Source organism: Pseudomonas sp. BF-R-19 (genome assembly GCF_019956445.1).
Lineage (GTDB): Bacteria > Pseudomonadota > Gammaproteobacteria > Pseudomonadales > Pseudomonadaceae > Aquipseudomonas > Aquipseudomonas fluorescens_BH.
In genome coordinates this window covers 29,721-56,073 of record NZ_JAHBDN010000056.1, presented here as the reverse complement: position 1 = coordinate 56,073, position 26,353 = coordinate 29,721, and the positions used below count along the sequence as shown (strand labels likewise).

28 protein-coding genes are annotated in these 26,353 nt (G+C 60.6%); 18 read left to right on the top strand and 10 right to left on the bottom strand.

Going from position 1 to position 26,353, the window contains the following annotated elements:
- Positions 1–643: 643 nt before the first annotated feature.
- Positions 644–1,531 carry a threonine/homoserine exporter RhtA gene (gene rhtA / locus KGB28_RS15670; RefSeq protein WP_223446423.1) on the top strand — a complete coding sequence of 296 codons (888 nt, stop codon included), beginning with the start codon at positions 644–646 and terminating at the stop codon, positions 1,529–1,531.
- A 169-nt stretch (positions 1,532–1,700) separates the two neighbouring features.
- Entirely contained in the window at positions 1,701–1,982 is a 282-nt protein-coding gene (locus tag KGB28_RS15665; protein ID WP_223446421.1) for a hypothetical protein, read from the top strand.
- A gap of 14 nt (positions 1,983–1,996) precedes the next feature.
- On the opposite strand, the gene KGB28_RS15660 is transcribed toward KGB28_RS15665, so the two are convergent.
- The gene (locus KGB28_RS15660) at positions 1,997–2,557 is read right to left on the bottom strand and encodes a TetR/AcrR family transcriptional regulator (RefSeq protein WP_223446420.1); all 561 of its coding nucleotides are present in this window, start codon (positions 2,555–2,557) and stop codon (positions 1,997–1,999) included.
- A gap of 93 nt (positions 2,558–2,650) precedes the next feature.
- Here KGB28_RS15660 and KGB28_RS15655 point away from each other — a divergent pair, with 93 nt between their 5' ends.
- Together KGB28_RS15655 and KGB28_RS15650 are read left to right on the top strand one after the other, a co-directional pair.
- The gene (locus tag KGB28_RS15655; protein ID WP_223446418.1) at positions 2,651–3,379 is read left to right on the top strand and encodes an SDR family oxidoreductase; all 729 of its coding nucleotides are present in this window, start codon (positions 2,651–2,653) and stop codon (positions 3,377–3,379) included.
- Between the two features lie 36 nt (positions 3,380–3,415).
- The gene (locus KGB28_RS15650) at positions 3,416–4,006 is read left to right on the top strand and encodes a 2-hydroxychromene-2-carboxylate isomerase (RefSeq protein WP_223446417.1); all 591 of its coding nucleotides are present in this window, start codon (positions 3,416–3,418) and stop codon (positions 4,004–4,006) included.
- Here the strand turns inward: KGB28_RS15650 and KGB28_RS15645 are convergent.
- Positions 4,003–5,001: a zinc-dependent alcohol dehydrogenase family protein gene (locus tag KGB28_RS15645; RefSeq protein ID WP_223446415.1), complete on the bottom strand. Its 999-nt coding sequence runs from the start codon at positions 4,999–5,001 to the stop codon at positions 4,003–4,005. The two genes, KGB28_RS15650 and KGB28_RS15645, sit on opposite strands and share 4 nt — an antisense overlap.
- Before the next feature lie 104 nt (positions 5,002–5,105).
- Between KGB28_RS15645 and KGB28_RS15640 the strand changes: the two genes are divergently transcribed.
- Positions 5,106–6,026 carry a LysR family transcriptional regulator gene (locus KGB28_RS15640; protein WP_223446413.1) on the top strand — a complete coding sequence of 307 codons (921 nt, stop codon included), beginning with the start codon at positions 5,106–5,108 and terminating at the stop codon, positions 6,024–6,026.
- Between the two features lie 28 nt (positions 6,027–6,054).
- Here KGB28_RS15640 and KGB28_RS15635 read toward each other — a convergent pair whose 3' ends face one another.
- The 4 genes from KGB28_RS15635 to KGB28_RS15620 all read right to left on the bottom strand — a co-directional run bounded on the left by KGB28_RS15635 (position 6,055) and on the right by KGB28_RS15620 (position 10,278).
- Positions 6,055–7,863, bottom strand: a complete 1,809-nt coding sequence (locus KGB28_RS15635) for an aminopeptidase P family protein (RefSeq protein WP_223446411.1) — start codon at positions 7,861–7,863, stop codon at positions 6,055–6,057.
- A 65-nt stretch (positions 7,864–7,928) separates the two neighbouring features.
- A complete protein-coding gene (locus KGB28_RS15630) occupies positions 7,929–9,086 on the bottom strand; it encodes a cysteine desulfurase family protein (RefSeq protein ID WP_223446409.1) in 1,158 nt (385 codons plus the stop codon).
- 206 nt (positions 9,087–9,292) lie between these two features.
- Positions 9,293–9,907, bottom strand: a complete 615-nt coding sequence (locus tag KGB28_RS15625; RefSeq protein ID WP_150755964.1) for a LysE family translocator — start codon at positions 9,905–9,907, stop codon at positions 9,293–9,295.
- Between the two features lie 101 nt (positions 9,908–10,008).
- On the bottom strand, positions 10,009–10,278 hold the full coding sequence (locus KGB28_RS15620; RefSeq protein WP_150726357.1) for a hypothetical protein: 270 nt from the start codon (positions 10,276–10,278) through the stop codon (positions 10,009–10,011).
- A 289-nt stretch (positions 10,279–10,567) separates the two neighbouring features.
- Between KGB28_RS15620 and KGB28_RS15615 the strand changes: the two genes are divergently transcribed.
- The 9 genes from KGB28_RS15615 (at position 10,568) to KGB28_RS15575 (ending at position 17,580) form a co-directional block, all read left to right on the top strand.
- On the top strand, positions 10,568–11,026 hold the full coding sequence (locus KGB28_RS15615; protein WP_057713877.1) for a VOC family protein: 459 nt from the start codon (positions 10,568–10,570) through the stop codon (positions 11,024–11,026).
- Between the two features lie 289 nt (positions 11,027–11,315).
- Positions 11,316–12,518 (top strand): PepSY-associated TM helix domain-containing protein, encoded by a 1,203-nt coding sequence (locus tag KGB28_RS15610; RefSeq protein ID WP_223446407.1) that lies wholly within the window; start codon positions 11,316–11,318, stop codon positions 12,516–12,518.
- The gene (locus KGB28_RS15605; RefSeq protein WP_223446406.1) at positions 12,515–13,057 is read left to right on the top strand and encodes a thiamine pyrophosphate-binding protein; all 543 of its coding nucleotides are present in this window, start codon (positions 12,515–12,517) and stop codon (positions 13,055–13,057) included. Before KGB28_RS15610 ends, KGB28_RS15605 begins: the two co-directional genes overlap by 4 nt.
- Entirely contained in the window at positions 13,054–13,383 is a 330-nt protein-coding gene (locus KGB28_RS15600; protein ID WP_223446404.1) for a hypothetical protein, read from the top strand. The genes KGB28_RS15605 and KGB28_RS15600 overlap by 4 nt, the downstream gene beginning before the upstream one ends.
- Positions 13,380–13,955, top strand: a complete 576-nt coding sequence (locus KGB28_RS15595; RefSeq protein ID WP_223446402.1) for a DUF6162 family protein — start codon at positions 13,380–13,382, stop codon at positions 13,953–13,955. Before KGB28_RS15600 ends, KGB28_RS15595 begins: the two co-directional genes overlap by 4 nt.
- A 36-nt stretch (positions 13,956–13,991) precedes the next feature.
- Positions 13,992–14,918 (top strand): metal ABC transporter substrate-binding protein, encoded by a 927-nt coding sequence (locus KGB28_RS15590; RefSeq protein ID WP_223446400.1) that lies wholly within the window; start codon positions 13,992–13,994, stop codon positions 14,916–14,918.
- Positions 14,915–15,778, top strand: a complete 864-nt coding sequence (locus KGB28_RS15585) for a metal ABC transporter ATP-binding protein (protein WP_223446395.1) — start codon at positions 14,915–14,917, stop codon at positions 15,776–15,778. Before KGB28_RS15590 ends, KGB28_RS15585 begins: the two co-directional genes overlap by 4 nt.
- Positions 15,778–16,677: a metal ABC transporter permease gene (locus KGB28_RS15580; RefSeq protein WP_056727050.1), complete on the top strand. Its 900-nt coding sequence runs from the start codon at positions 15,778–15,780 to the stop codon at positions 16,675–16,677. The genes KGB28_RS15585 and KGB28_RS15580 overlap by 1 nt, the downstream gene beginning before the upstream one ends.
- Complete coding sequence (locus tag KGB28_RS15575; RefSeq protein WP_223446392.1) at positions 16,678–17,580, top strand: metal ABC transporter substrate-binding protein; 903 nt, start codon at positions 16,678–16,680, stop codon at positions 17,578–17,580.
- A 176-nt stretch (positions 17,581–17,756) separates the two neighbouring features.
- On the opposite strand, the gene KGB28_RS15570 is transcribed toward KGB28_RS15575, so the two are convergent.
- From KGB28_RS15570 to KGB28_RS15555, 4 genes are all read right to left on the bottom strand, one after another.
- Positions 17,757–17,984: an MbtH family protein gene (locus KGB28_RS15570; RefSeq protein ID WP_218494486.1), complete on the bottom strand. Its 228-nt coding sequence runs from the start codon at positions 17,982–17,984 to the stop codon at positions 17,757–17,759.
- 81 nt (positions 17,985–18,065) lie between these two features.
- Positions 18,066–19,466, bottom strand: coding sequence for an aspartate aminotransferase family protein (locus tag KGB28_RS15565; RefSeq protein WP_223446391.1), 1,401 nt, complete (start codon positions 19,464–19,466; stop codon positions 18,066–18,068).
- A gap of 273 nt (positions 19,467–19,739) precedes the next feature.
- A complete protein-coding gene (locus tag KGB28_RS15560; RefSeq protein WP_223446389.1) occupies positions 19,740–21,065 on the bottom strand; it encodes an ATP-binding protein in 1,326 nt (441 codons plus the stop codon).
- Positions 21,062–21,742 carry a response regulator gene (locus tag KGB28_RS15555; RefSeq protein WP_223446387.1) on the bottom strand — a complete coding sequence of 227 codons (681 nt, stop codon included), beginning with the start codon at positions 21,740–21,742 and terminating at the stop codon, positions 21,062–21,064. Before KGB28_RS15555 ends, KGB28_RS15560 begins: the two co-directional genes overlap by 4 nt.
- Positions 21,743–21,935: 193 nt before the next feature.
- On the opposite strand from KGB28_RS15555, the gene KGB28_RS15550 reads away from it, so the two are divergent.
- The 4 genes from KGB28_RS15550 (at position 21,936) to dsbG (ending at position 26,351) form a co-directional block, all read left to right on the top strand.
- Positions 21,936–22,886 (top strand): tetratricopeptide repeat protein, encoded by a 951-nt coding sequence (locus tag KGB28_RS15550; protein WP_223446385.1) that lies wholly within the window; start codon positions 21,936–21,938, stop codon positions 22,884–22,886.
- A 125-nt stretch (positions 22,887–23,011) separates the two neighbouring features.
- A complete protein-coding gene (gene dsbD / locus KGB28_RS15545; RefSeq protein ID WP_223446383.1) occupies positions 23,012–24,754 on the top strand; it encodes a protein-disulfide reductase DsbD in 1,743 nt (580 codons plus the stop codon).
- On the top strand, positions 24,754–25,608 hold the full coding sequence (locus KGB28_RS15540) for a TlpA disulfide reductase family protein (protein WP_223446381.1): 855 nt from the start codon (positions 24,754–24,756) through the stop codon (positions 25,606–25,608). Before dsbD ends, KGB28_RS15540 begins: the two co-directional genes overlap by 1 nt.
- Entirely contained in the window at positions 25,584–26,351 is a 768-nt protein-coding gene (gene dsbG / locus KGB28_RS15535; protein ID WP_223446379.1) for a thiol:disulfide interchange protein DsbG, read from the top strand. Before KGB28_RS15540 ends, dsbG begins: the two co-directional genes overlap by 25 nt.
- Positions 26,352–26,353 lie beyond the last annotated feature (2 nt).

Below are 26,353 nucleotides of genomic sequence, written 5' to 3'. Positions count from 1 at the left end.
AATCTGAGCCATGATCAAACTCTTCAGTTCAAACATCTTTGGGTTTTGAGAAAACCCTAAACTTGGCTCAGCAATCGTTGGTTACATCTTTGATTTCTCGCGGAGTAACTTGTGATGCTGATAATCTGTTGACTAGCAGTCTGACTCCACAAGCACCCACACGAATTGCTTGATTCAGTTGTTAAAGAGCGGTTGGTTAAGATCTTTCGTCTCAACCGAGGCGCGCATTCTACAGCAGCCTCATTTGCTGTCAAGTGATTATTTTCAGAAGTTTTCAAAGTTTCCTTTGCAACTTCAACCACTTGCGCTTCAGATCTCTCATCAGCGGGAGGCGAATTCTACAGCGTTACACGCTGCTGTCAACACCTCTTTTTCAACTCCCTTTCGACTTCGATGACCTGAAGCAACCTGCTGCCGAAACCTGCGTAACTCTTTGTTTACCAAGGAGTTTTCCGTTTCGACTGCGCCGGAAGTGGGGCGAATTATAGACACCTGGAATCTGCCGTCAAGCACTGATTCAGGTTTCTATCGATATGTGTAAAAACACTGCTTATATATAGAGACGCCTACAGGGAATGCGCAGTATATTGCCCAACACAAATAGAAATACCCTTGATTCCTATATTTCGGACGATGCCACGCAATGAATGACCAGCCTCGCAGCCTAGCCTCTACCCTGTTCTCGGTTGGGCTGCTGCTCATAGCCATGGCATCGATCCAGTCCGGAGCCTCCCTGGCCAAAAGCATGTTCTCCGTTGTCGGCCCCCAGGGGACAACAACATTACGACTGATTTTTGCCAGCGTGATCATGATGCTGATACTGCGTCCATGGCGGGCAAAGCTCACCGCCAAGTCCCTGCGCACCGTCATCGTCTACGGGATGGCGCTGGGCGGCATGAACTTCCTCTTCTATATGTCGTTGCAAACCGTCCCGCTGGGCATCGCGGTGGCGCTTGAATTCACCGGCCCACTGGCGGTGGCGATCTACGCCTCGCGTCGCGCGATCGACTTTTTGTGGATCGCCTTGGCAGCCGTCGGCTTACTGTTACTGATACCGACGGGAGAAGCGACCGCCGGCATTGATCTGGTGGGTGCCGGTTATGCCTTGGGTGCCGGGGTCTGCTGGGCACTGTACATTTTGTTCGGTCAAAAAGCCGGGGCAGACAATGGCGTGCAAACCGCGGCACTGGGGGTAATGATCGCTGCGCTGTTCGTAGCCCCCATCGGTATTGTCCATGCTGGTTCCGCTCTGCTGACCCCATCATTGATCCCCGTGGCCCTTGGCGTCGCCATCTTGTCCACTGCCCTCCCCTACACCCTGGAGATGGTCGCGCTGACCCGCATGCCGGCCAGAACCTTCGGCACACTGATGAGTATCGAGCCTGCCTTCGGCGCGCTATCTGGCTTGCTGTTCCTTCATGAATACCTCTCGCTGTCACAATGGATGGCAATCATGTGCATCATTCTGGCATCCGTCGGCGCAACCATGACCATGAGCGCTGCCGCCAGGCCAGTAGTAACGGCAGATTGAGAGCGGATATGTCACGGGTCTGGTATTTGCCGCCCAATTAGGCCATGTTTAGCCCCGCAACCCAGAGTCATGCCACGGATAATTTCAGGTAGGGATATCGGTACGCGTCTCGCGAAAGCGAATGCAGCCAGACCCGGGCACAAGATCCGGGGACGCTATAAGGACAGTAATGAAACGAATTTTGATTTTGATCGCCGTACTTGCAATTGCGGGCTGCGCAGCGACCTCGGAAACACAGATCAAACATGGCAAGAAAGGGCTACACATCAACTGTTCCGGACTGTCTTCGTCCTGGGACAAGTGCTACGCCAGTGCAGCCAATTCCTGCGCACCCAAGGGATACAAGGTCATCGCCAAGTCGGGAGATGCCGTGGAAGAGCCCGGCGATTACCCGTTTGGCCTCAATCCTGCGGGCTATACCAGCCGCAGCATGATTGTCATCTGCAAATAGGCAGGGCTGTCGCGTCAGGTTCTCGGACTTGCGATCTGGCGGCCGATTTCCTCGTAACTGGACTTCAGCACTTTGCGCTGGATATCCGGGCTAGCCAGCATGCGCGCCACGACCAGCGCGCCAATACATTGCGACAGAATCGCCCATGCCAGGCTGTCGCTTTGCAGAACACCCGCCCAACGTTCATGAAGCCGACAAATCCAGTGCTCTGCCTGTTGACGGACAGTCACGTCGGAACGGGCAATTTCCGCCCCCAATGCCGGCAATGCACAACCGGTTTCCGGATTCTCGACGTGAGACATACTCAGGTACTGTTTCAAGCAACGCTCTAGCTTGTCACGGTCCTGCCCCTCCCCCAGTCGCGTCAGGCTATGCCCCAACTCACGCTCGACTATGCTTGCGAACAACTCGTCTTTCGACGAGAAGTGGCTATAGAAGGCGCCGCCACTCAAGCCAATCGCTTTCATCAGGCCGTCCACGCCCACCGTTGAAAATCCGGACTTCTTGGCCGATACCGCACTGCTTTCCAGCAGCTTTTGCCTGGTTTCCAGCTTGTGACTGGCCGAATAACGCATTGTCCTTCCCCCTGGATTGCTCGCCTTGACGCCTGTCGAATCATAGCATAACGTTCGTTTAGTTAACGATCGTTTACCAAAAGGGATCTACCCATGAATAACAAGAAAGTCGTACTGGTCGTCGGTGCAGGTGATTCCACGGGCGGCGCCATTGCCAAGCGTTTTGCCCGGGAGGGTTTTGTCGCCTGCGTCACCCGCCGCAGTGCGGACAAGCTCCAGCCACTGGTGGATGCGATCAGGGCCGATGGTGGCGAGGCCCACGGCTTTGCCTGCGACGCTCGCAAGGAAGACGATGTGGTGGCACTGGTCGAGCAGATCGAAAGCGAGATCGGCCCCATTGAGGCGTTCGTGTTCAACATCGGCGCCAACGTGCCGTGCAGCATTCTCGAAGAAACCGCCCGCAAGTATTTCAAGATCTGGGAAATGGCCTGTTTCTCGGGGTTTCTCAACGCCCGGGAAGTGGCCAAACGTATGGCCAAGCGCCGGCGCGGCACGATCCTGTTCACCGGTGCCACTGCAGGCCTGCGTGGCGCAGCCGGGTTCGCCGCATTTGCCGGTGCCAAGCACGGCATTCGAGCACTGGCGCAAAGCATGGCCCGAGAGCTCGGCCCGATGAACATTCACGTTGCCCATGTCGTCGTCGACGGCGCCATCGATACCGATTTCATCCGCGACAGCTTCCCCGAAAAATACGCAACCAAGGATCAGGACGGCATCCTCAACCCCGAACACATTGCCGAGAATTACTGGTACCTGCACAGCCAGCCCCGCGACGCCTGGACTTTCGAACTGGACCTTCGCCCCTGGAGCGAACGCTGGTAAGCCCTCCCCTACAACAATAAGCAGAGCGCACCGACCATGAGCAAAACCATAGAATTCCTTTTTGACCTAGGCAGCCCCACTACTTACCTGGCCTATACCCAGCTACCGGCAATCTGTGAGCAAACCGACAGTCAGCTGATCTACATCCCGATCCTGCTCGGCGGCGTGTTCAAGGCCACCGGCAACGCCTCACCGGCGACCATTCCGGCCAAGGGCCGCCACATGATTCAGGACCTCGACCGTTATGCCCGGCGCTACGGCGTGCCACTGAAGTTCAATCCGCATTTCCCGATCAACACCCTGGCGCTGATGCGTGCCGTGACCGGCATTCAGTTGCACCATCCCGAGCGTTTTGTCGCCTTCATTGATTGCCTGTTCAAGGCCCTCTGGGTCGACGGCCGCAACCTCAATGACCCGGCAACCGTGGCGGCGGTGCTGAGCGGCAACGGTTTCGATCCCAATTTGGTGCTGGCACTGACCGCCGACGAAACAGTCAAGGCAACGCTCAAGGACAATACCGACAAAGCGGTGCAGCGCGGCGTATTCGGCGTACCAAGCATGTTTGTCGATAACCAGCTGTACTTCGGCCAGGATCGACTGGACTTCGTACTCGAGGCCCTGAGTTAAATCTCGACCACCAACCGCCCCTTTGCCGCTCCTGACAAGAGCAGTACATGGGCGGCTTCTGCGGATTCCAACGTGAACGAGTGCGGGTCAAGCAATGGCGCGATCTTGCCCGCTTCAATCAACTGCGCCGCCTCGTGCAGAATCTCGCCGTGATGCTCACGCCCCTTGCCGGTCAGGAGCGGCAACAAAGTGAAGACACCGGAGTAAGTCGCCCCGCGGAAGGAAAGCGGTGCCAGGCTGTGCTGCCCCCACCCCAGGCAACTGAGCACATGACCGTGATACATCCGTGCCGCCTTGAATGACGCATCCAGCGTTTCACCCCCCACTGTGTCATAGACAATGTCGAAGCCCTCACCAGCCGTATGCTCAGCCACATAGTCTTCAACCGAAGACTTGCGGTAATCGATAAATGTCGCGCCGAACCCTTCGATAATCGACTGCTGCCCGGCAGAGCCCGTGGCAAAAACATCTGCGCCAAAAGCGCGGGCGATTTGCACCGCGACATGGCCAACACCACCGGCACCACCATGGATCAATACCTTCTGCCCGAGCCGAACGCGAGCCCGGTCGACCAGGCCTTCCCATGCGGTGATCAGCACCAGCGGCAAACCGGCAGCCTCACGCATGCTCAAGTTGTGTGGTTTGCGAGCCAACAGTCGCGCGTCGACCACCGCGTACTCGGCCAATGAACCTTGAATACCACCAATACCGGTGGCCATGGCATACACATCATCCCCCGGCAGCCAGCCATTGACGCCCTCCCCCAACGCCTCAACGGTTCCAGCCAGATCCATCCCCACTATCGCCGGCAATGGTTGAGCCGCATGGGTCGCCTGCCCGGAGCGGATTTTGCCGTCCAGCGGATTGACACCGCTGGCCTTGATCCAGACCAGTACCTGCCCCGCCTGCGGCACGGGCCGCGCAATGGAAACCAAACGTAACGGCGCATTGGCCGAGTCGACCATCAGAGCGCGCATATTCAGTGAGTCAGTCATTTCGCCATGTCCCATCAGTAGTGAATGCAAGCCCGATTTTGTCTTGCTCAACTCATGCCGATAAGACGCCATGCCGCTATAGTGATCATTCCATTACGGCATCAATGGGCGATCCCGTGGACAAACTCAATGCAATGGCGATTTTCGTGCGGGTGGTCGAACGAGGCAGTTTTTCCGCCGTTGCCCGGGAGTTGCAGACCAGCCAGCCGACCATCAGCAAAGTGTTGCAAGCACTGGAAACCCGATTGGGCGGAAAGCTGATTACCCGCAGTACCCGCAAATTGTCCCTGACGGACGAAGGTCAGCGGTACTACAACGAATGCCGACTCATCCTCGCCGCCGTGGACGCGGCGGAACATAGCTTTCAATCCGGTCGGGAAAGGGTCGCCGGACCGTTGAAAATCGGCTCGTCGGTCAGTTTCGGACGCTTGCAGATCGCCCCCCGCTTGCCGGACTTTCTCAAACACTACCCTGACGTACAGATCGACCTGCAACTGAGCGATCAAAACCAGGATCTGGTCAGTGAAGGGCTGGACGTGACTTTCAGGATCGGAGCCCTGAACGACAGTGGCCTGATTGCTCGCCTTGTCGGCAGTACCCACCGTGTGACCGTCGCATCACCTGACTACCTCAGGCAAAACGGCCAACCACAAACACCGCAGGAACTGAGCAGGCACAACTGCCTGATGTTCAACCTGCTGAGCAGTCAAAACCTGTGGTTGTACACAAAAGACGCCCAACGCCACGAAGTGCGGATCAAGGGCAATGCGCAGAGCAACAATTCCGAGGCGATCCGCGAAATGGTGCTGGGGGGATTGGGGATTGCACTGTCACCGGTATGGCTATTCAGCGAAGACCTGAGCGCCGGCCGCGTGAGCGCGATTTTGCAGGACTACAGTACGTTGTCGCTGCCAATTTATGCCGTATCCCCGGCGAATCGTCGCCAATCCGCCAGGGTCAAAGCCTTTGTCGACTATATGGCTCAGGCGCTGGATAAAGCGCCTGAGCTGCACATAAACAAATAGATACGCAGGAACCAATCGCTGCACCCGATCAGATAGCCGCAGTGCGAGTGTTCAGCCACTCAAGTGCAGCCCCCTCGACCAACGGACTCAGGCGCTCGCGCACTTCGGCGTGATAGGCGTTGAACCACTGCTTTTCCTCGTCCGACAGCAGCGAGGTTTCCAGGCAGCGCGTATCGATCGGGCACAGGGTCAGCGTTTCGAACTTCAGGAACTCGCCGAATTCGCTTTTGCCTGCCTCACGGTTCATCGCCAGGTTTTCGATCCGCACACCCCAACGACCCGGACGGTAGGTGCCCGGCTCAATGGACGTGATCATGCCGGGTTGCATCGCGGTTTGCGGTGCAGGCGCGGCCTGATAAGCGATGACTTGCGGACCTTCGTGGACGTTCAGGAAATAGCCGACGCCATGACCGGTGCCGTGACCGTAGTCGACACTTTCCGCCCAAATTGGCGCGCGGGCGATGGCATCGAGCAGCGGCGACAGGATGCCTTTCGGGAACTGCGCGCGGGACAAGGCAATCACGCCCTTGAGCACGCGGGTGCAGTCGCGTTTTTGCTCATCGGTCGGTGTGCCCACCGCAACCATCCGCGTGATGTCGGTGGTGCCGCCCAGGTACTGGCCGCCGGAGTCGATCAGCAGCAGGCCATCCCCTTCGATCACCGCGTGCTCTTCTTCGGTGGCATGGTAGTGCGGCATAGCGCCATTGGCGTTGAACGCGGCAATGGTATTGAAGCTCAGCGACACATATTCCGGACGACGCTCACGGGCGGCGGTGAGTTTTTCGTCGATGGTCAGCTCGGTGATGCGCTCACGCCCCAGCGCCGAATCCAGCCAGGCGAAGAATTCGCACAGCGCTGCGCCGTCCTGTTCCATGGCCTGACGGATGTGTTCGGCATCGGCCAGGCTTTTTTGCGATTTGGCCAGGGTAGTCGGGTTCAGGCCTTCGATCAGCTTCACCCCGCTGTTCAGGTTGTCCAGCAACCCCGCTGTGACCCGTGCCGGGTCGACCTGCAAGCTCGCGCCGCTCGGCACGGCACGCAGTGCGGCGGCGACTTCGCTGTAATCGCGCAAGGTCACGCCGTCCTGCTCGAGGATGGCGCGCAGCTCGGCGCTGACTTTGCTCAAGGCGACAAACAGCGTGGCCTGTTGCTGATTGATCAAGGCGAAAGAAACAAACACCGGGTTGAACGACACGTCGCCGCCACGCAAGTTGAACAGCCAGGCGATATCATCCAGGGTAGCGATGAAATGCCAGTCGGCAGCTCGCGCCTGCAGGGTTTCACGCAGTTTGGCGAGTTTTTCGCCACGGCTGACGGTCGCCTGTGGTGGCAAGTGCTGATAGATCGGTTCGTTCGGCAGGTCTGGGCGGTCGCTCCAGACGCCGCTCAGCAGGTCGATGTCAGTGCGCAGGCGGGCGCCACGTTCTTCCAGTTTACTGCCCAGGGTCCGTGCCGAAGCCACGGCCATGACCGCGCCGTCGACCGCGACAACGCCACCTTCGGGGGTTTGCTCGGCCAGCCATTCCAGCGGCCCGGGTTGACCCGGTTGCAGCTTGACCAGGTCAATACCGCTGCCCTTGAGTTCCTTGGTCGCCTGCTCCCAATAACGGCTGTCGGCCCAGATGCCGGCAAAGTCCGGGGTCACGATCAGGGTGCCGACCGAACCATGGAAACCCGACAACCACTGGCGCCCCTGCCAGTAGCCCGGCAGGTACTCGGACAGGTGCGGGTCGGCCGACGGCACCAGCAAGGCGTGAATGCCCTCCCGGCTCATCAGTTCGCGGGTTTGCGCCAGGCGCTGGGGCACCGATCCATTGATCGAAAGCTGCGTATTCATCGTGTCTCCTGCTAATCACTTGTTCATTATTGTTAAGTGCCGATCAATGTCGGCGCTTCGTCGCCCTATTGCCAGAATGCCGGAGCACTGGCGCAGGCTGCCTTGATCAGTTGAACCGCCTGGTCGATGTCCTGCTCGGTGGTGAAACGCCCGAGGCTCAAGCGGATGGTGCGACCGGCCGAGCGGGCATCGTGCCCCAGGGCCAGCAGTACATGGGATGGGGTATTGCTCGCAGAATTGCAGGCCGAGGTCGCGGAAAACGCGATCGAGGCCAGCAACGCCGCCGGGTTGAACTCGCCTTCGCTGAAGGTCAGGCTCAGGGTATGGGGAATGCGCCGGGTCGGGCTGCCGTTGAGACGCACGCCGGGAATACTTTGCAATTGCTCGAGCAAGCGTTCACGCAAACGCACGATGGTGGCTTTCTCTTCATCGAACGCAGCCGCCGCCAGTGCAAAGGCCGCGCCCATGGCCACGATCTGATGGGTCGCCAGCGTGCCGGAACGCAAACCGCCCTCATGCCCGCCGCCATGGATCTGCGCCTGCAAACGCTGTTGTGCACGCGGACCGACGTACAACGCGCCGATACCTTTGGGTCCATAGAGCTTGTGTGCGGAAAACGACATCAGGTCCACCGGCCACTGCCCGAGATCGATCGCCACTTTGCCCGCGCCCTGTGCGGCGTCGACATGGAACAACGCCCCGCGATCACGCACGACCTGACCGATGGCGGGAATGTCGTTGAGGGTGCCCAGTTCGTTGTTGACCAGCATCAGCGACACCAGGAAGGTGTCCTCGCGCATGGCTTCGCTGACCGCTTGCGTCGTAATCAGGCCCTCGGCGTCCGGCACCAGATAGGTCACCGCGACACCGGCATCCTGCAGTTGCCTGGCGGTATCGAGAATGGCCTTGTGTTCGATCTGGCTGGTGATGATATGGCCGCCGCCAGTGCCACGGGCCTGGGTCACGCCTTTGAGCGCAAGGTTGTTGGATTCGGTGGCGCCGGAGGTCCAGACGATCTGCCCGGGCGTCGCGCCGACCAGTTCGGCGACCTGGCGTCGCGCCTGTTCGACCGATTGCCGGGCCTGCTGGCCGAAGACGTGGGAGCTGGAGGCCGGGTTGCCGAAATTGCCGGTAAAGCCCAGACACTCGACCATCACCTTGATGACCCGCTCATCCACCGGCGTGGTGGCGGCGTAATCGAAATACAACGGACGTTTATTCATAAAAGACTCGCAGAGCGTGTTCCGGGATCAGGAAGCTCGTGACTGCAAACGGCAAAGCGCAGCCTTGTGAGCTGCGCGCTGTTTTCAGAACGCTACCAATACCTGATCGGATGCCGTTAAAGAAGAATTACTTCATTTAAAAGTGCGTAGGAACGCTCCTGAAAAGTCAGCTTAACAGGCATCGGGCAACCGGTTGAAGCAATGCGTCAGCTAAAGCTTTCGAGCAACAGCGGATACAGCGAACCCACGAGCAGCGCGGCCATGCCCCAATTGAACAGGCGCAGCCAGCGGCGATCCTTCAGAACATTGCGCAACAGCGTGCCGCAAGCGGCCCAGACACCGACACTCGGCAGGTTGATGATCGCAAAGACAGCCGCGATCACGATCACATTAGTGAAGTAACCCTGCATCGGCGTGTAGGTGCTGATAGCGCCAATGGCCATGATCCAGGCTTTGGGATTGACCCACTGGAACGCGGCGGCGCCCAGATAGCTGATCGGTTTCGCCTCGCCCTGCTGACTCTCCGACATGGGCCCGGAATGGGCGATTTTCCACGCCAGATACAGCAAATACGCCGCCCCCACATAACGCAGCACGGTGTAGAGCAAGGGGTAAGTCTGGAACACCGCGCCAAGACCAAAGCCGACCGCCACCACCAGTATGAAGAAGCCACAAGTGATGCCGAGCATGTGCGGAATCGTGCGGTTGAAACCGAAGTTCACCCCGGATGCCAGCAACATGGTGTTGTTCGGGCCAGGTGTGATCGAGGTGACGAGGGCAAACAGGGCGAAGCCCAGCAGCAGGTCGAGTGAGAGCGTCATGGGTGGAAATCCGTCAGAGTCGATCAGATGTTGACCCTATCGCACACCCTGGACGAAACCCATGGACAGTTAGGCAAAACTTGGAGCAGTACAGTTTCGCCTCAGCTTGGACGACCGTGAAGCTGTACAGATCGCCCGACGTTCATTTCACCCTGGTTGTCGAAGTTGAACGACTTTTGCGGTTGGCCGAGCAGTTCAGCTTTTTTCGCGTGGTATTCGTCGAAGGACAAACCGCGGCGGTTCAGCGCCTCCAGCGCCAGTTCCTTGCTTTCTTCAGCCGTGTAAGGCCGAAGCTCAGGGGAAACATGGCTGGCACATCCGGCGAGTACGGAGACGGCGAGCATCAGCAAAGTGGCAATCATCGGTTTCATTTTGGCGTCCTGGCGACTGGGTTCGAGGCAATGAACACAGGCTACTCGCGCCTCCCGGGCAGCAGAAATCAACGCTTTCAATAGTCGCTATCAAGAAATGGCGATCATTGTCGATGTGCTGGGAGAACGCGGCCCGGGAGCGCACTGGTTGGAGCCGACTTGATGGCACTTGAATGGCGCTGCTGCTCGTCGGGCACTCGGTGAGGCTAAAGACACTGGCCTATATTTATTCGGTCGTACAACGGCACAGGTACTTTCGATTCACAAAACAGGAACAGGGAGATCCATCATGAGCGTCAAACCCATTCCAGAGGGGTATCACAGCGTCACCCCCTATCTGGGCATCAACAAAGCCGCCGAAGCCATCGCCTTCTACAAAAAAGCCTTTGGCGCCATTGAAATCATGCGCCTGGACATGCCCGATGGCGGTGTTGGTCACGCCGAACTGCGCATCGGCGATTGCCCGATCATGCTGGGCACACCGTGCGATCAAGGACCGCTGAGCAACCCGGACAATTCGCCGTCCGTGGGCCTGCATTTGTACGTGACGGATGTCGACAAGTCCTACAAACAGGCGATCGATGCCGGCGCAACCGTTGTATCGGAGGTCAAGGATCAGTTTTACGGCGACCGTTCAGGGACCTTGAAGGATCCCTACGGGCACCTGTGGTTCCTGGCCACGCACAAGGAAGACCTGACCCAGGAACAGATCGAGCAACGGGCGAAGGAGATGTTTGCCCAGGGTTGAAATCCCTGGTGCTGGAGCGGGCCTCTTCGCGAGCAGGCTCGCTCCCACAGGGGCCCCGCCTTCAACAGCACCGCCAACTTGCTGATCACTTGCGCAAGCAAGCCCGCCCGCGACCTGTCGACAATGAGAAACATTTTCTTTCATTTCCCCTTTCGGGATTTCCCCTGCTCATCCGTCCTACATAGATGCAGTCCTTTCGCGTAGGCAAAAGCCACGTCTGGACCTTCAGGGCGCTCATCCCTGCGAAGCCCGCAGCCGAGCTGCCTCTCATCGAGCCAAGACCTCCAACATGTCAAACAAGTCCCGTTCAAAAATCTGGTTTCTGGTCCATAGCTGGCTGGCGTTGCCGATCTGGTTTTTCGTGCTGATCGTCTGTGTGACCGGAACCCTGGCCGTCATCAGCCAGGAGATCGTCTGGCTGGCCAACCCGCCAATGCGCGCCAGCCAGCCCTCGGACGATGCTCCGCTGCTCAGCTACCAGCAGGTCATCGAGGCCATCAACAGGGCTGAACCGCAGACCGTGGTGCAGAGCATCAGTCGCCCCGACGAGTCGCACTTTGCCCTGGATGTCGAAGTCAGCTACCCCGACGGGCGCTCTGTGGTGATTTATGTCAATCCGTACAGCGGCGAGATCCAGGGTGTCGCGCCGGAGTTCAACTTCCGCGCCTTCACCCGCGCGCTGCACGCTTGGTGGCTGGTGCCGTTCACCAATGGTTACAGTTGGGGCTGGTACCTGGTGTCGTTTCTCGGCTTGCCCTTGCTGGCGTCGCTGATCACCGGGCTGGTGGTCTACAAACGCTTCTGGAAAGGCTTCTTGCGCCCGACCCTGCGCATTCGCCACGGCGCGCGGATTTTCTGGGGCGACTTTCACCGCTTGAGCGGCATCTGGTCGATCTGGTTCATCGCGGTGATTTCCGTCACCGGCACCTGGTTCCTGATCCAGGCCTTGCTGTTCGATAACCAGATTTCCATCTCCACGGAAAAAATCATCCCGGCGATGTCCCGCGAAGCGGTGCCGCTGTCAGCCGATGGTTCGCCCCCGCCGCGTATCGACCTTGATCGCGCGGTTGAAATCGCCACGCAGGAAATCTCCGGGCTGGAGGCCAGTTTCGTCAGCCTGCCGGGCAATGCCTACAGCCACCTGGATGTCGGCGGGCGCGGTTGGTATCCGTTGATGTTCCAGACCGCCACGATCAACCCGTACAACGGCGAAATCGCCGCCTCGCGCCTGATCTCGGACCGCTCGGCCCTGGAGTTCGTCACCGAGTCCATGCGCCCGCTGCACACCGGCGATTTCGGCGGACTGTGGATCAAGCTGATCTGGGCGTTCTTCGGCCTTCTGCTGAGCATGATGGTGCTCAGCGGTCTGCTGATCTGGACCAAGCGCACGGCGCTGGCCACGGCCAATGCCTTTAAACGCAGCAACAGGAAACAGCGCGACACCGCGGTGCAACCGGCCACGAACCACGAAGTGTCGGAGGTCGACCTGTGAGCAAAGACATTGCAGCCCCACAACCCTCGCGCCTGAGCGTGTTCTGGCACAAATGGCGCTTTCACCTGAACGTCCTGTTGTTGCTGATTCCACTCGGTTTCATGCCCAAGTACTTCGCCGACGAGGCATTGATGCGCGGCGACAGTGGCCTTGGCGAACGGGAAGTCGGCGAAGTCCGGGTCGGCCCCTGGAGCCTGCGCCTGGCGGAATTGCGCAATTCAGCCCCGATGCTCGAAGGCCCCGCCGGTTACATGAAGGGTTTCAACGCCGCGCTGTGCGAGGCCTGCATCGGCCAGGTCAAGGCCACTTACCTGCGTATCGGCAAGCCCCGCAGCCTGCGCGCCGCCGGGGTGATTTTCTTTGGCGCCCCGTACCGCATGGGCGCTTCGCTGCCAATCCCGGAAAAGACCACGGCCGACGCCGAACTGTGGATCACCATGGAAGGCTGGGACGGCGCCATGCATCAGGCATCCATTCCTTTGAGCCAGGCCTCCCCCGCCACCCTCGCCTGGTTGAACAAACAAGGAGGCAAACCATGATCAACCCTCTTCGCCCGCTCAACGTCGTGTTACTGGTGCTCTGCGCCGGTTTCAGCGCCAGCGCCCTGGCCCACAACCCGATGTGCGAATGCAAGGCCATCGACGCGGAGCAGATCAAATGCACCGGCGGTTTTTCCGACGGCAGCGGCGCTCCGGGCGTGACCCTCGATGTGATCGGCTATGACGAAACCATTCTGGTACCGGGCAAGCTCGGGCCTGATTCGACCCTGACCTTCAAGAAGCCCGGCGCCGAGTTCTATGTGCTGTTCGATGCTGGCCCCGGTCACGTCGTGGAAATCGACCAAGCGGACATCGAGGCACCATGAGCACTCCAACGACCCAAGTCGTGCGCCCGGCCGGGGCCGGTCACGAAACCCTCTACGTTCTGCTGCTGTGCCTGATGATCCTGGCCGTGGCTGGCTCGGTGGTGCTCTGGCGCGGTGAATCCCATGAGGTGAGCAGCGTCAGCAGCCATCAACTGGATGCGCGCCGTGACCTCAGTGCATCCGAGCAAGGTATCTATGCCGATCTGCGGGTGACGCTGGACGAGATCCACCTGCTGCGCCAGGAACAGCAAACGCTGCCGACAGCCGAGGCGCTGGCCGAAGAAGGGTTTGCGCCGTTTGCCCGGGACGCCAGCGCCGTCAGCCGGGGCGGCCATGCCTGGCAATTGCTCGACGCCAAGGCCTATTTCGGCCAGAGCCAGACGTCGACGGTCGCCGGTTCGTTTCTGCTGCGCCTGAGCGAAACCGCCGATGCCGCACCGGACATCTGGCTCAACCGCGACAACAGGCTCACGGTACCGGCCGACCTCAGCGACGCCGCGCTCGAAAGCGCCGGCTGGCAGCAGGTCATCGCCCAATTCGATGCCGGCGTGACCCGCCAGCACCGGCACTGAACCCTCGCTTTTTTTCCGAGAGAAGACCGCTTTCCCATGCCCAATTCATCTCAACGTTGTTTTTTGCGCCTGCTGCTGGTCGGCTTGCTCGCCTGCCTGCTGCCATCACTGGCCAGCGCCGACGGAGCCAAGCGCCTGCGTATCGGCATCACCCTGCATCCCTACTACAGCTACGTGGCGAACATCGTCGGCGACAAGGCCGAGGTGGTGCCGCTGATTCCGGCCGGTTTCAACCCGCATGCCTACGAGCCCCGTGCCGAAGACATCAAGCGCATCAGCGGGCTGGACGTGATTGTCCTCAATGGCGTCGGTCATGACGATTTCGCCGACCGCATGATCGCCGCCAGCGAAACCCCGAACGTGCCGGTGATCGAAGCCAACGAAAACGTGCCGCTGCTGGCCGCCACCGGCGTGGCCGCACGCGGTGCCGGCAAGGTGGTGAACCCGCATACCTTCCTGTCGATCAGCGCCTCCATCGCCCAGGTCAACAACATCGCCCGGGAGCTGGGCAAGCTCGATCCGGTCAATGCCAAGACCTATACCGAAAATGCCCGCGCCTACGGCAAGCGCCTGCGCAAGATGCGCGCCGATGCCCTGGCCAAACTGACCCAGGCACCGAACGCCGAACTGCGGGTGGCAACCGTGCACGCGGCCTACGACTACCTGCTGCGTGAGTTCGGACTGGAAGTGACAGCTGTGGTCGAGCCGGCCCACGGTATCGAGCCAAGCCCGAGCCAGTTGAAAAAAACCATCGATCAACTGCGTGAGCTGGACGTGAAGGTGATCTTCTCGGAGATGGATTTCCCTTCCACTTACGTCGACACCATCCAGCGCGAATCCGGGGTGAAGCTGTATCCGCTGTCGCACATCTCCTACGGCGAATACACCGCCGACAAGTACGAAAAGGAAATGACCGGCAACCTCGACACCGTGGTGCGGGCGATTCAGGAGTCGGGGGCATGACATCGAAAGAAACACTTACCATCCCAAACGCCGAATACCCTGTGGGAGCGGCGGTGCGACGATTCGACTTGCTCGCGAAGGCGCCCAGTCAGTCAACATCATCGTTGAATGACACACCGCTTTCGCGAGCAAGCCCGCTCCCACAGGTTTCGGGGCCGACCCTGGATTTTGCTGACATCAGCCTGACCCTTGGCCGCACGACGATCCTCGACAACGTAACCTTTCAGGTCCGCCCCGGCAGTGTGCACGCGCTGGTCGGTCCCAACGGCGGCGGCAAGAGTTCGCTGATCAAGACCCTGCTCGGGCAAATGCCCCACCAGGGCCGCTTGAGCCTGCAATGGCCCGCCGAGCCGGGGACCATCGGCTATGTGCCACAGGCGCTGGAGTTCGACCGGGGCTTGCCGATGACCGTCGACGATTTCATGGCCGCCATGTGCCAGCGTCGCCCGGCCTTTCTGGGGTTGAGCAAACACTATGCGACGGCGATTGGCGAGGCGCTGGAGCGGGTCGGCATGCAGGACAAACGCAAGCGCCGCATGGGCGCGCTGTCCGGTGGCGAACGGCAACGGGTGTTGCTGGCCCAGGGACTGATTCCGCCTCCGCAATTGCTGGTGCTCGACGAACCGATGTCCGCCCTCGATGAAGCCGGCATCCGGGTGTTCGAACGCTTGCTCGGCGACTGGCGAGCAGCGGGCATTACGGTGCTGTGGATCGAGCATGACCTGGAAGCGGTTGGGCGTCTGGCCGATCACGTCACCGGGCTCAATCGCCGGGTGCTGTTCGACGCCACGCCGCAACAGGCGCTGACACCGGAGCGTCTGTTGACCCTGTTCTCGACCCACCCACGGAGCCTTGCCTGATGAGTTACGAAGCTTTTCGCCTGATGGTCCAGGGCTGGGCCTCGTCGGGTTATCTGCCCGAGGCGCTGGCCTATGGGTTCGTGGTCAACGCATTGATCGCCGGGCTGCTGATCGGCCCGGTGCTGGGAGGCCTGGGCACGCTGGTGGTGGTCAAGCGCTTCGCGTTTTTCTCCGAGGCGGTCGGTCACGCTGCGCTGACCGGCGTGGCCATCGGCATCCTGCTCGGCGAACCCTACACCGGGCCATACGGCAGCCTGTTCGGCTACTGCCTGCTGTTCGGCATCCTGCTCAATTACCTGCGCAACCGCACCGGCCTGGCGCCGGACACCTTGATCGGTGTGTTTCTCTCGGTGTCACTTGCCCTGGGCGCGAGCCTGCTGCTGATTCTGGCGGGCAAGATCAACGTGCACATTCTGGAAAACGTGCTGTTCGGCTCGGTGCTGACGGTCAACGGCAATGACCTGTTGGTGCTGGCCATCGTCGGTTCGCTGGTCATGGCCCTGGCCTTGCCTTTGTACAACCGCATCATGCTCGCCAGTTTCAATCCGCAACTGGCGGCGGTACGCGGGGTGGCGGTGAAAACCCTGGATTACCTGTTCGTGATTCTGGTGACGCTGATCACCGTCGCCGCAGTGAAGGTCATCGGCGCGATTCTGGTGGGCGCCCTGCTGGTGATTCCGGCCGCCGCGGCACGCCTGCTCAGCCAATCGCTGAAGGGCTTTTTCTGGTGTTCGGTGCTGATCGCCACCGTCAGCACCCTGTGCGGGATTCTCGCGCCGATCGTCTTCGACCTGCCGATCCCGTCCGGTGCCGCGATCATCCTCGTGGCCGGCATCGCCTTCGCCCTGGCCGCCCTCGCGCGCGGCGTTGTCCCCAGCCTGAAAGGGAACCTTGGATAAATGACTTTTTCTCTACGCCAACTGACCCTCGCCGTCGCCCTGTGCAGCCTGGCGACAACGGCCATCGCCTCCGACAACGGCAAACCCCTGCGCGTGCTGGCCTCCTTGCCGATTACCTATGGGCTGGGTGAAGTCTTGCTCAAGGGCACCAATGTCAGCCTCGAACGTGCGGCCCCGGCCAACCTGCCCGGCAGTCGCCAGACCGCCTACTTCACCGGCCGTGGCGCCCCGGCGCTGGCCAAACTGGCGGACGAAGCCGATGCGGTGATCGGCCTGCGCTCACTGTGGCCGGATGACCCGCTGTACCCGATCGCCCGGCGCAGCAATATCCGCATCGTCGAGGTCGACGCCGCCCGCCCGGTGGACGGCGCCCTGCCCGGCATAGCCATACAGCCCGACAACAAGGTCGAGGGGCTGAACAGTCAGCCGTGGTTCTCCAGCAATAACATGGGGCGCATGGCCGATGTGATGGCGGCGGACCTGGTGCGCCTGGCTCCTGAGGCCAAACCGAAAATCGACACTAACCTGGCAGCGCTCAAGCAGCGTTTGCTCAAGCTCAGTGCTGCCAGCGAGGCGCGACTGGCCAATGCCGACAACCTCAGCGTGATGAGCCTGAGCGATCATTTTGGCTACCTGATTGGCGGCCTCAATCTGGAATTGATCGGCCTGGACGCACGCGCCGATGCCGAGTGGACACCCGAAGCGCTCAAGCAATTGGGCACAACGCTCAAGGACAATGACGTCGCGGTAGTGCTGCATCACCGGCAGCCGTCGGATGCGCTGAAAGCGGTGATTGCCGGGTCGGGTAGCCGGTTGGTGGTGTTGAGCACCGATGCCGAAGATCCGGTGGCGGAGCTGGAGGGGAATGTGGATCTGGTCATCAAGGGGCTTAGTGGCGTGTAATCTCAGTTGGACCGCGTTATCGTTCTTCGCGAGCAAGCCCGCTCCCACAGGGCACCGCATTCCAAATGTGGGAGCGGGCTTGCTCGCGAAAGCGGCCGGACAGACAACACAAACTCCAGACCTGAAAAAGCCCGCTGACTGTCACCAGTCCAGCGGGCTTCTTTTTGCATGACGGATCAGTGCGCCACAACCGCCTGCTCGTCCATCTTCTGCCGCAGGCTCAACGGGCGCATGTCGGTCCAGGTTTCTTCGATGTAGGCCAGGCATTCCTTTTTCAGCCCGCTTTTGCCCACGGTGCGCCAGCCTTGTGGCACGGCTTTGTAGTCGGGCCAGATCGAGTATTGCTCTTCGTGGTTGACCACGACCTGAAATAGGATGTCCTCGCGGTCGAATACTGACGTCATGGTGTCTCTCCATCGTTATCGGGCGGGCTGCGCTGTGTGCGCAGCCGTTATGTAGAAGGAACGATCCGCAGGGCGGAAAATTTAAAGACTGGCAGTGGCGGCGGCCAGGGCCCGGCCGAAGATTTCGGCCACGCGATCGATCTGCGCAGCAGTAATCACCAGCGGCGGCAGGAAGCGCACCACCGCGCCATGACGGCCACCGAGTTCCAGGATCAAGCCGCGCTTGAGGCATTCGCGCTGCACCAGGGGTGCCAGGCGGGCGAAGGCCGGCGGATGGCCTTGGGCGTCCAACGCGCCCGTCGGGTCGACCAGTTCGACGCCGAGCATCAAGCCACGTCCGCGAATGTCACCCAGTTGCGGGAAGTCCCGCTGCAGGATGCGCAGGTGCTCGGCCAGGCGCTCGCCCATCGCGGCGGCATGCTCGCAGACCTTGTGTTCGATCAGATAACGCATCACCGCGGAACCGGCGGCCATGGCCATCTGATTGCCGCGGAACGTCCCGGCATGGGCGCCCGGCAGCCAGGTGTCGAGCCAGTCGCGATAGACCACCACCGCCAGCGGCAGGCTGCCGCCGATGGCCTTGGACAGCACCACGACATCGGGAATGATCCCGGCATGCTCGAAGGCGAACATCTTGCCGGTGCGTGCGAAGCCACTCTGGATTTCATCGACGATCAGCGCGACACCCGCCGCTTCGGTGATCCGCCGCACACCGCGCAACCAGTCCAGATCCGCCGGGATCACCCCGCCCTCGCCCTGCACCACTTCCACGATCACCGCCGCCGGCAATTGCACGCCAGCCTCGGGATCGTTGAGCAGGTTTTCCAGGTAACTCAGGTTGGCCTTGACCCCTTGCGCGCCGCCGAGCCCGAACGGGCAGCGGTAATCGTAAGGGTACGGCATGAACTGCACGCCACTGCCGAGCAAGGCGCCCAAGGGCTTTTTCGGCCCCAGGCTGCCCATCAGGCTCAACGCGCCCTGACTCATGCCGTGGTAACCCCCCTGGAACGACAGCACGGTGCTGCGACCAGTAGCGGTACGCACCAGTTTCAGTGCGGCTTCCACGGCGTCGGTGCCGGTCGGGCCGCAGAACTGGATCTTCGCTTCAGCGGCCAGTGCTGGCGGCAGCAAGCCGAACAAGTCCTGGACAAACTGATCCTTGACTGGCGTGGTCAGGTCCAAGGTGTGCAGCGGCAGTTCATCGGTCAGCACTTGTTGAATGGCTTCGATCACCACCGGGTGATTGTGCCCCAGGGCCAGGGTTCCGGCTCCCGCCAGACAATCGATGAAGGTTCGGCCTTCGACGTCTTCGACATACAGGCCCCTGGCGCGCTTGAGTGCCAGGGGAATGCGCCGCGGATAGCTGCGGGCGTTGGATTCCTGCCGGCTCTGGCGGGCGAGCAGCGGCGATTCGTTGAATTGATAAAGCGTCTCGGCGGGCGTCGCCGGCTGCTCTTCGATAAGGCTGGTAGCGACTGACATCTCTCGACCCCTCAATACGCTGTGGATAGTGACCAAAACTGCACACCGGGCAGGTACGCGTTCCGGTCACGGGGCGCACTTGTCAGGTTTTCCTGTTCTGGAAACGCATCAGCGAGGCGGGGATTTAGACTTTCAATCCGCTTTCTTGGCGTTCACCACAATACCCTGTGGGAGCGGGCTTGCTCGCGAAGAGGCCATCACATTCAACATTTATGTCGACTGTTACGCCGCCTTCGCGAGCAAGCCCGCTCCCACAGGGTTCAGCGGTGTTTTTCAGATCGGTTGCAGTGGCATCGTCAGCTCGACCCGCAAGCCGTCCGGCCGGCTATCGAACTGCAGCGTGCACCCGCAACGCTGCACGATGGCCTGGACAATCGCCAGCCCCAGACCACAACCGGTGCTCTGGCCGTTGCGCCAGAAGCGCTGGGTCAGGTGTTGCAGGTCTTCTTCGGCGATCCCCGGCCCATGGTCGCGCACCACGAACTGCACACGATTGCCGGTGGTTTCCAGGCTCAACTCCACCGTTTTGTCGGCAGGGGTATGGCGCAGTGCGTTGTCGAGCAAGTTGCGCAGCGCGGCAATCGACAGTACGGCGGGCATTTGTACCGGCGCGGCGGAAACCTTGTCCGGTGCCTGAAACCTGATGCGCTGGCGATCTCCGCTCGCCGCGTCCTGGATCGCCAGTTTCGCCACTTGCTCGGCGTTGCATTGCACACCGTCGTCAAACGACAGACTGCCCTCGACTCGCGCCAGCAATAGCAATTGTTCGAGGGTCCGGTGCATGCGGTCGGCGCCCTCTTCGGCTCGGGCCAGGGACTGATCACGGGCACTGCCTTCAGTCATCCGCGCCACTTGCAGGTGGGTCTTGATCGCGGTCAACGGGCTGCGCAGTTCGTGAGCCGCATCCCCAGTCAGGCGACGCTCGCGCTCGATGGTCTTGCCGATGCGCTGGAGCAACTGGTTCTGGGTTTCCAGCAATGGTTGCAGCTCGCTGGGCAGCGGCTGGATCTGCAAGGGTTCGAGGGAGTCGGCGCTGCGGCGCATCAAGGCGTCGCGCATGCGGTTGAGCGGCGCCAGCCCCTGGCCGATGCCCAGCCAGAGCAAACACAGACAACCGAGCAGCGCCACGCCCACCGGCACCGAAGCGGCCAGCAGGATCGACATGTTCAACGCCTCGCGCTCGATCTGCCGGTCGGCGGTGGTGATGCGCAGATCACCCCGGGCCAGTGTGAAGCTGCGCCACGGCGCGCCGTCGATCATCTGATCGTGAAAACCGAGCTTCTCGGCCTCCAGGGTCTGCTGCGGCTCGGTGTGACTGCGGGCGAGGATTTCACCGCGCAACGAGCTGACCTGACAGGCCATGCCGCCCGGAATGTTCAGCTGTTCGGCGCTGAAGTGGGTGCCCTCGCCCTTGCTCGGCACGGGCGGCAGTTGCTCCATCAGGCCCGCGACCATGCGTGCTGACGCCACCAGGCGCTGGTCGAGGGAAAACATCATTTGATTGCGCAAATCGCTGAGCATCCAGGCCGCGGCCAGGGCCCAGATCAAGGCAAATGCGGCGCCGAGCGTCAGGCTCAGGCGCAAACGCAGACTCATCACTTCGGTTCTTCTCCGCCATCAGCCGGCCCCAGGCGATAGCCCAGGCCGCGCACCGTCTCGACAATGCCGTTGCCGAGCTTACGCCGCAGGTGATGGATATGGACGTTGAGGGCGTTGCTTTCCAGTTCGTCGTTGAAACCGTAGACGCTGTCCTTGAGTTGCTCGGTGGACAACACGCGGCCGCGGTTATGCAGCAAGGCTTGCAGCAATGACTGCTCGCGACGCGACAGGTCCACCGGCTGCCCCGCGAGCCTGGTTTCGCGGCTGCTCGGGTCGTAGGTCAGGGCGCCATGCTCGATCAGGTTGACGCTGCGCCCCGCCACCCGCCGCAACAGCGTGTGCAAGCGTGCAGCGAGTTCGCGCAAGTCGAACGGCTTGAGCAGATAGTCGTCGGCGCCGGCCTGCAGGCCATCGACGCGGTCAGTGACCGAGTCCCGGGCGGTGAGGATCAAAACCGGCAACTCCAGGCCTTGATGGCGCAACTGCTGCAGCAGCTTGAGGCCATCTTCGTCCGGCAACCCGAGGTCGAGCACCATCACGTCGAACTCCGCGACCTTGAGCATCGCCCGGGCGGCGGAAGCCGTGGCGACGTGTTCCACGGTCAGGCCCTGGGCGGTCAGGCCGGCGACGATACCGCTGGCGATCAATTCATCGTCTTCGCAAACCAGTACGTGCATGGTGAAACCTTCGCAAATATGACGATTGGATACACCGCCGATTAACCCCGGATTATACCTGCGATCCAGAGAGTAACGATGGCGCGCCAGAATTGATTGAATGCAATACATATGTACCGCACCCATACCCACTCCTCTCAATAGTCTGTGTCGGGTAGCACTCAAATTCAATTCAACACAGGCACTTATTACTATGTATACCCACGAATCCGCGCTCAAGACACTTTTCAATCTGCGTGACGGGCTGGTCATGCAAACCACCCAAGTGACCGAACTGCAAACACAAGCCACGACCAAGGGTCTGGCATTGTACAACCTGGGCGAGTTCACCCAGTCGCAAACCTATCTGACGATCGGCGCGACGGTTGGCAATCGGGATGCGCAATACGCCTTGGGCGAAGTCTTCAGGCGCCGGGCAAATGGCCTGACCGATGACGCAAAAAAATGGTATGGACTGGCCGCGGCACAAAATCACGTGTACGCCTTGATGCGGCTGGGCGACGATGACTCGCTGAAAAAAGCCAAAGAACTGGCCCAGGCAGAGGCGGACAAAGGCAACGCCGACGCCATGCTTGAGCTGTACGAATTGGACCAGGACATTGCGACGCTGAAAAAAGCGGCCGATACCGGATCGATGGAGGCTCAGTACATTCTCGCGATCAAGTACGAGGAGGACAAAACGCTCATTGTCGACCAGACAGAGAGAGATACCGCCATCAACGACTTGCTGAAAAAAGCCGCTGACAATGGTTTCTCCAGAGCTATGCATTGGTCTGCCAATCGACCGCCAGCCCTCTGGGATCTCCCTGTCAGGCGTCAATTAGTTGAAAAACGCGCACAGCGCAATGATGTCTACGGACTGCTGAATTATGGCCGTGCCCTCGGTGGTTTCTACACAGCTGAAGATGGCACCGACGAATATGGCTTCACGGAGGATCCGGTCAAAAGTTACGGTTTGTTCTGGCTGATCACCGAAACCACCCGGGAGTTGCCCCTGCATACCCTGGCCACGCAGGACCTCCAGTCCGTTGCAACAGACATGACAGCCGATCACATCGCCGCGGCCAAAGTCTTTGCCCGGCAGTGGGAGGCCGATCATCCACCAATGTCCGAGTACAGGCTGACCTATAACGATATCAAGTGACTAGGCGTGGCCAGTAACGCCAAGTTGTATCAGACCAGGCGCACGCTCGATTTTTTGGCGTTAACACCCGGTTAATCGATGACCATCATCGTGGGCAAATTATGTAAGCCCCCCAGGTGTTGTCGATGCGTTACCTAGTTTTTTTGTTGTTGGCATTGTTTGCCAGCCTGGGCCAGGCCCAGGCTGGCAACAATCCATTTGAAACCAAACCCGACTTTCTTCCCGTCGACAAAGCCTTCACCTTCACTTCCGAACGCCTGGAATCCGGTGAGACTCAACTGTTCTGGCAAATTACCGACGGCTATTACCTGTACCAGAAACGCTTGAAGTTCGACGGATTGCCTGTCGGGCAGCATCCTACGTTGCCGGAAGGTGAAGCCCACAGCGACGAGTTTTTCGGTGAGCAGCAAGTCTACCGTCAGGGCCTGGAACTGAAGATTCCGGCGGGGGCCAGCGGTCAGGTCAAGGTCAGTTACCAGGGCTGCGCCGATGCCGGTTTGTGTTATCCGCCACAAACCAGAGTCGTGGACCTGGGCAATACCAATGCGCTGAATGCGGCCACTGAAGCACCGGACCAGGCGCTGGCCAGCGGCCTGCAACAACGGGCACTGGGCTGGAGCCTTTTGCTGTTCTTCGGCCTGGGTCTGTTGCTGGCCTTCACACCTTGTTCATTGCCGATGCTGCCGATTCTGGCCGGGTTGATTGTCGGCAGTGGCGCTTCGCCCAAACGCGGTTTCGCCCTGGCCAGCAGTTACGTGGTCAGCATGGCGCTGGTGTATGCGGCGATGGGTGTCCTGGCCGCCTCCCTCGGGGCGAACCTGCAAGCCTGGTTGCAGAACCCCTGGCTGCTGGGCAGTTTCGCGGCGATTTTCGTTTTGCTGGCGCTGCCGATGTTCGGTTTCTTCGAACTGCAACTGCCGGTGGCCGTGCGTGATCGCCTGGAAAACGTCTCGCGCAATCAACGCGGCGGCAATCTGATCGGCGCCGGGGTGTTGGGGGCACTGTCCGGTCTGCTGGTCGGTCCGTGCATGACCGCCCCGCTGGCCGGCGCCCTGCTCTACATCGCGCAAAGCGGTAACGCGTTGCATGGTGGGTTGATTCTGTTTGCCATGGGCATCGGTATCGGTGTGCCGCTGCTGTTGCTGGTGACCGTCGGCAATCGCTTCATGCCCAAGCCCGGCGCCTGGATGAACCTGGTCAAAGGCATTTTCGGCTTCCTGTTCCTCGCCACTGCATTGCTGATGCTGCGCCCGGTGCTGGACGAATCCCTGTGGGTCGGTTTGTGCGGTGCGCTGCTGTTGATCGTGGCCTACAGCGCCTGGAGACAGTCGGAAGGTTTTGGCCGTATCGCGCACCTGTTTGGCGCCAGTTCGTTGCTGCTCGGTTTATGGGGTGGCCTGTTGGTGATCGGTGCGGCCGGTGGCGGCGATGATCCGTTCAAGCCATTGCAGGTCTACCGCGCCTCGAACCAGGCTGTGGCCGCCGTGCCGGTTGGCCACGATGCCTTCACCACCATCAAGGATCCGCAGGCACTGCAACGGGAACTCGACGCCGCGCAGGCTCAGGGCCAGTGGGTACTGCTGGACTACTACGCCGACTGGTGCGTGTCGTGCAAGGTCATGGAAAAACAGGTCTTCGGCAAAACCCGTGTCCTCGAAGCCTTGAGCGATGTGCGCTTGCTCCGACTGGACGTCACCGCCGACAATGCCGCCAGCCGCGAACTGCTCGGTCGCTACAAAGTACCAGGGCCACCGAGCCTGCTGTGGATTGGTGCTGACGGTGAAGAGCGGCGCAGCCAGCGCATCACCGGCGAGGTCGATGCCGATACTTTCCTGCAACGCTGGACCACCACCCGAGACGCCCGTTAATGCTGACCTTCACCCTCGGCACCTTTGCCATCGCGCTTAATCACCTGCTGCTGATCAGTGCGCTGGCGCTGGCCACTTTTGTCGGCTGGCGGGTTGCCAAGCGTGGTGGTGAAAACCCCGAGTCGGTGCTGTTCAGCCTGTTCCTGCTGGGCATGCTGGCGGCCCGAATCAGTTTCGTGGCGGTCTATTGGGTGCACTATCGCAACGACCCGTGGCAAGTCATCGACCTGCGCGATGGCGGTTTCCTCGCCTGGCCGGGTGTGGTCGTGGTTTTGCTCGCCACGCTGTATCGCGTCTGGCGTCGCCCGGGTCTGCGCCGTCCATTGGGCTTTGGCGTGGCCAGTGGCCTGGCGTTCTGGCTGTTGGCGACGTTCTCCCTGTCGATTTATGAACAAGGCACACGCCTGCCGGAAATCGCCCTGCGCAACGCCGCCGGCGAAACCGTGCAACTGGCCGACTACAAGGGCGGCCCGTTGGTGATCAATCTCTGGGCCACCTGGTGCCCGCCGTGCCGCCGGGAAATGCCGGTGCTGGAAAACGCCCAGCAACACCGGCCGGACCTGACGTTCCTGTTCGTCAATCAGGCGGAAAGCATGCAAAGCGTCGCGACCTTTCTGGAAACCCAGGGCCTGAGCCTGTCCAACGTGCTGTTCGACGGCAGCGGGCGTCTGGGCCAGGCCGTCGGTTCCATGGCATTGCCGACTACGCTGTTCTACAACCCCGAGGGTCGCCTGCTGGGCAGCCATCTGGGCGAGTTGTCGGAGGCCAGCCTGGCCCGCGCACTGGAAAACTTCGACACCGTACCCGCCACCTTTTCAAGGAAATTGCCATGCCCCGCCTCCGCCACCTGCTGACCCTGAGCCTCGGTGCTGCCCTGTTGCACCTGCCATCGGTGCAGGCCGAAGAGTTGCCCGATGCGATCAAGAAAATCGAGGCCAAGGGCGCGAAAATCGTCGGCCAGTTCGATGCCCCTGACGGCTTGCGCGGTTATGCCGCGCAATACCAGAACCGCGGCATGGCGCTGTACCTGACCCCGGATGGCAAACACGTGTTGCTGGGCAACCTGTATGACGCCGAGGGCAATGACCTGAGCAGCGCGCCATTGCAGAAACTGGTGTATACCCCGATGGCCAAGGAAGTCTGGGCCAAGTTCGAAACCAGCAACTGGATCGGCGACGGCAAAAAGGATGCGCCGCGCGTGGTGTACATGTTCAGCGACCCGAACTGCCCGTACTGCAACATGTTCTGGGAACAGGCCCGGCCGTGGGTCAAGGCCGGCAAGGTGCAGTTGCGCCACATCATGGTGGGCATCATCCGCGAAGACAGCCCGGGGAAATCCGCCGCACTGCTCGCGGCCAAAGACCCGGAAAAAGCCCTGCAGGACCACGAAGCCGCCGGCAAGGACAGTTCGCTCAAGGCCTTGAAGGAAGTGCCGCCGGCGATTCAGGCAAAATTCGCGGCCAACATGCAATTGATGGAAGAACTGGAGTTGCAGGCGACGCCGGCGATTTTCTACATGGACGACAAGGGTAATCTGCAACAGCAGCAAGGCGCGCCGTCGCCAGACAAACTGGCGAAGATTCTCGGGCCGAAGTGAAG

Coding starts and splice junctions, on each gene's coding strand:
- rhtA (WP_223446423.1), top strand. CDS start 644: ATGAATGACCAGCCTCGCAGCCTAGCCTCTACCCTGTTCTCGGTTGGG.
- KGB28_RS15665 (WP_223446421.1), top strand. CDS start 1,701: ATGAAACGAATTTTGATTTTGATCGCCGTACTTGCAATTGCGGGCTGC.
- KGB28_RS15660 (WP_223446420.1), bottom strand. CDS start 2,557: ATGCGTTATTCGGCCAGTCACAAGCTGGAAACCAGGCAAAAGCTGCTG.
- KGB28_RS15655 (WP_223446418.1), top strand. CDS start 2,651: ATGAATAACAAGAAAGTCGTACTGGTCGTCGGTGCAGGTGATTCCACG.
- KGB28_RS15650 (WP_223446417.1), top strand. CDS start 3,416: ATGAGCAAAACCATAGAATTCCTTTTTGACCTAGGCAGCCCCACTACT.
- KGB28_RS15645 (WP_223446415.1), bottom strand. CDS start 5,001: ATGACTGACTCACTGAATATGCGCGCTCTGATGGTCGACTCGGCCAAT.
- KGB28_RS15640 (WP_223446413.1), top strand. CDS start 5,106: ATGGGCGATCCCGTGGACAAACTCAATGCAATGGCGATTTTCGTGCGG.
- KGB28_RS15635 (WP_223446411.1), bottom strand. CDS start 7,863: ATGAATACGCAGCTTTCGATCAATGGATCGGTGCCCCAGCGCCTGGCG.
- KGB28_RS15630 (WP_223446409.1), bottom strand. CDS start 9,086: ATGAATAAACGTCCGTTGTATTTCGATTACGCCGCCACCACGCCGGTG.
- KGB28_RS15625 (WP_150755964.1), bottom strand. CDS start 9,907: ATGACGCTCTCACTCGACCTGCTGCTGGGCTTCGCCCTGTTTGCCCTC.
- KGB28_RS15620 (WP_150726357.1), bottom strand. CDS start 10,278: ATGAAACCGATGATTGCCACTTTGCTGATGCTCGCCGTCTCCGTACTC.
- KGB28_RS15615 (WP_057713877.1), top strand. CDS start 10,568: ATGAGCGTCAAACCCATTCCAGAGGGGTATCACAGCGTCACCCCCTAT.
- KGB28_RS15610 (WP_223446407.1), top strand. CDS start 11,316: ATGTCAAACAAGTCCCGTTCAAAAATCTGGTTTCTGGTCCATAGCTGG.
- KGB28_RS15600 (WP_223446404.1), top strand. CDS start 13,054: ATGATCAACCCTCTTCGCCCGCTCAACGTCGTGTTACTGGTGCTCTGC.
- KGB28_RS15595 (WP_223446402.1), top strand. CDS start 13,380: ATGAGCACTCCAACGACCCAAGTCGTGCGCCCGGCCGGGGCCGGTCAC.
- KGB28_RS15590 (WP_223446400.1), top strand. CDS start 13,992: ATGCCCAATTCATCTCAACGTTGTTTTTTGCGCCTGCTGCTGGTCGGC.
- KGB28_RS15585 (WP_223446395.1), top strand. CDS start 14,915: ATGACATCGAAAGAAACACTTACCATCCCAAACGCCGAATACCCTGTG.
- KGB28_RS15580 (WP_056727050.1), top strand. CDS start 15,778: ATGAGTTACGAAGCTTTTCGCCTGATGGTCCAGGGCTGGGCCTCGTCG.
- KGB28_RS15575 (WP_223446392.1), top strand. CDS start 16,678: ATGACTTTTTCTCTACGCCAACTGACCCTCGCCGTCGCCCTGTGCAGC.
- KGB28_RS15570 (WP_218494486.1), bottom strand. CDS start 17,984: ATGACGTCAGTATTCGACCGCGAGGACATCCTATTTCAGGTCGTGGTC.
- KGB28_RS15565 (WP_223446391.1), bottom strand. CDS start 19,466: ATGTCAGTCGCTACCAGCCTTATCGAAGAGCAGCCGGCGACGCCCGCC.
- KGB28_RS15555 (WP_223446387.1), bottom strand. CDS start 21,742: ATGCACGTACTGGTTTGCGAAGACGATGAATTGATCGCCAGCGGTATC.
- KGB28_RS15550 (WP_223446385.1), top strand. CDS start 21,936: ATGTATACCCACGAATCCGCGCTCAAGACACTTTTCAATCTGCGTGAC.
- dsbD (WP_223446383.1), top strand. CDS start 23,012: ATGCGTTACCTAGTTTTTTTGTTGTTGGCATTGTTTGCCAGCCTGGGC.
- KGB28_RS15540 (WP_223446381.1), top strand. CDS start 24,754: ATGCTGACCTTCACCCTCGGCACCTTTGCCATCGCGCTTAATCACCTG.
- dsbG (WP_223446379.1), top strand. CDS start 25,584: ATGCCCCGCCTCCGCCACCTGCTGACCCTGAGCCTCGGTGCTGCCCTG.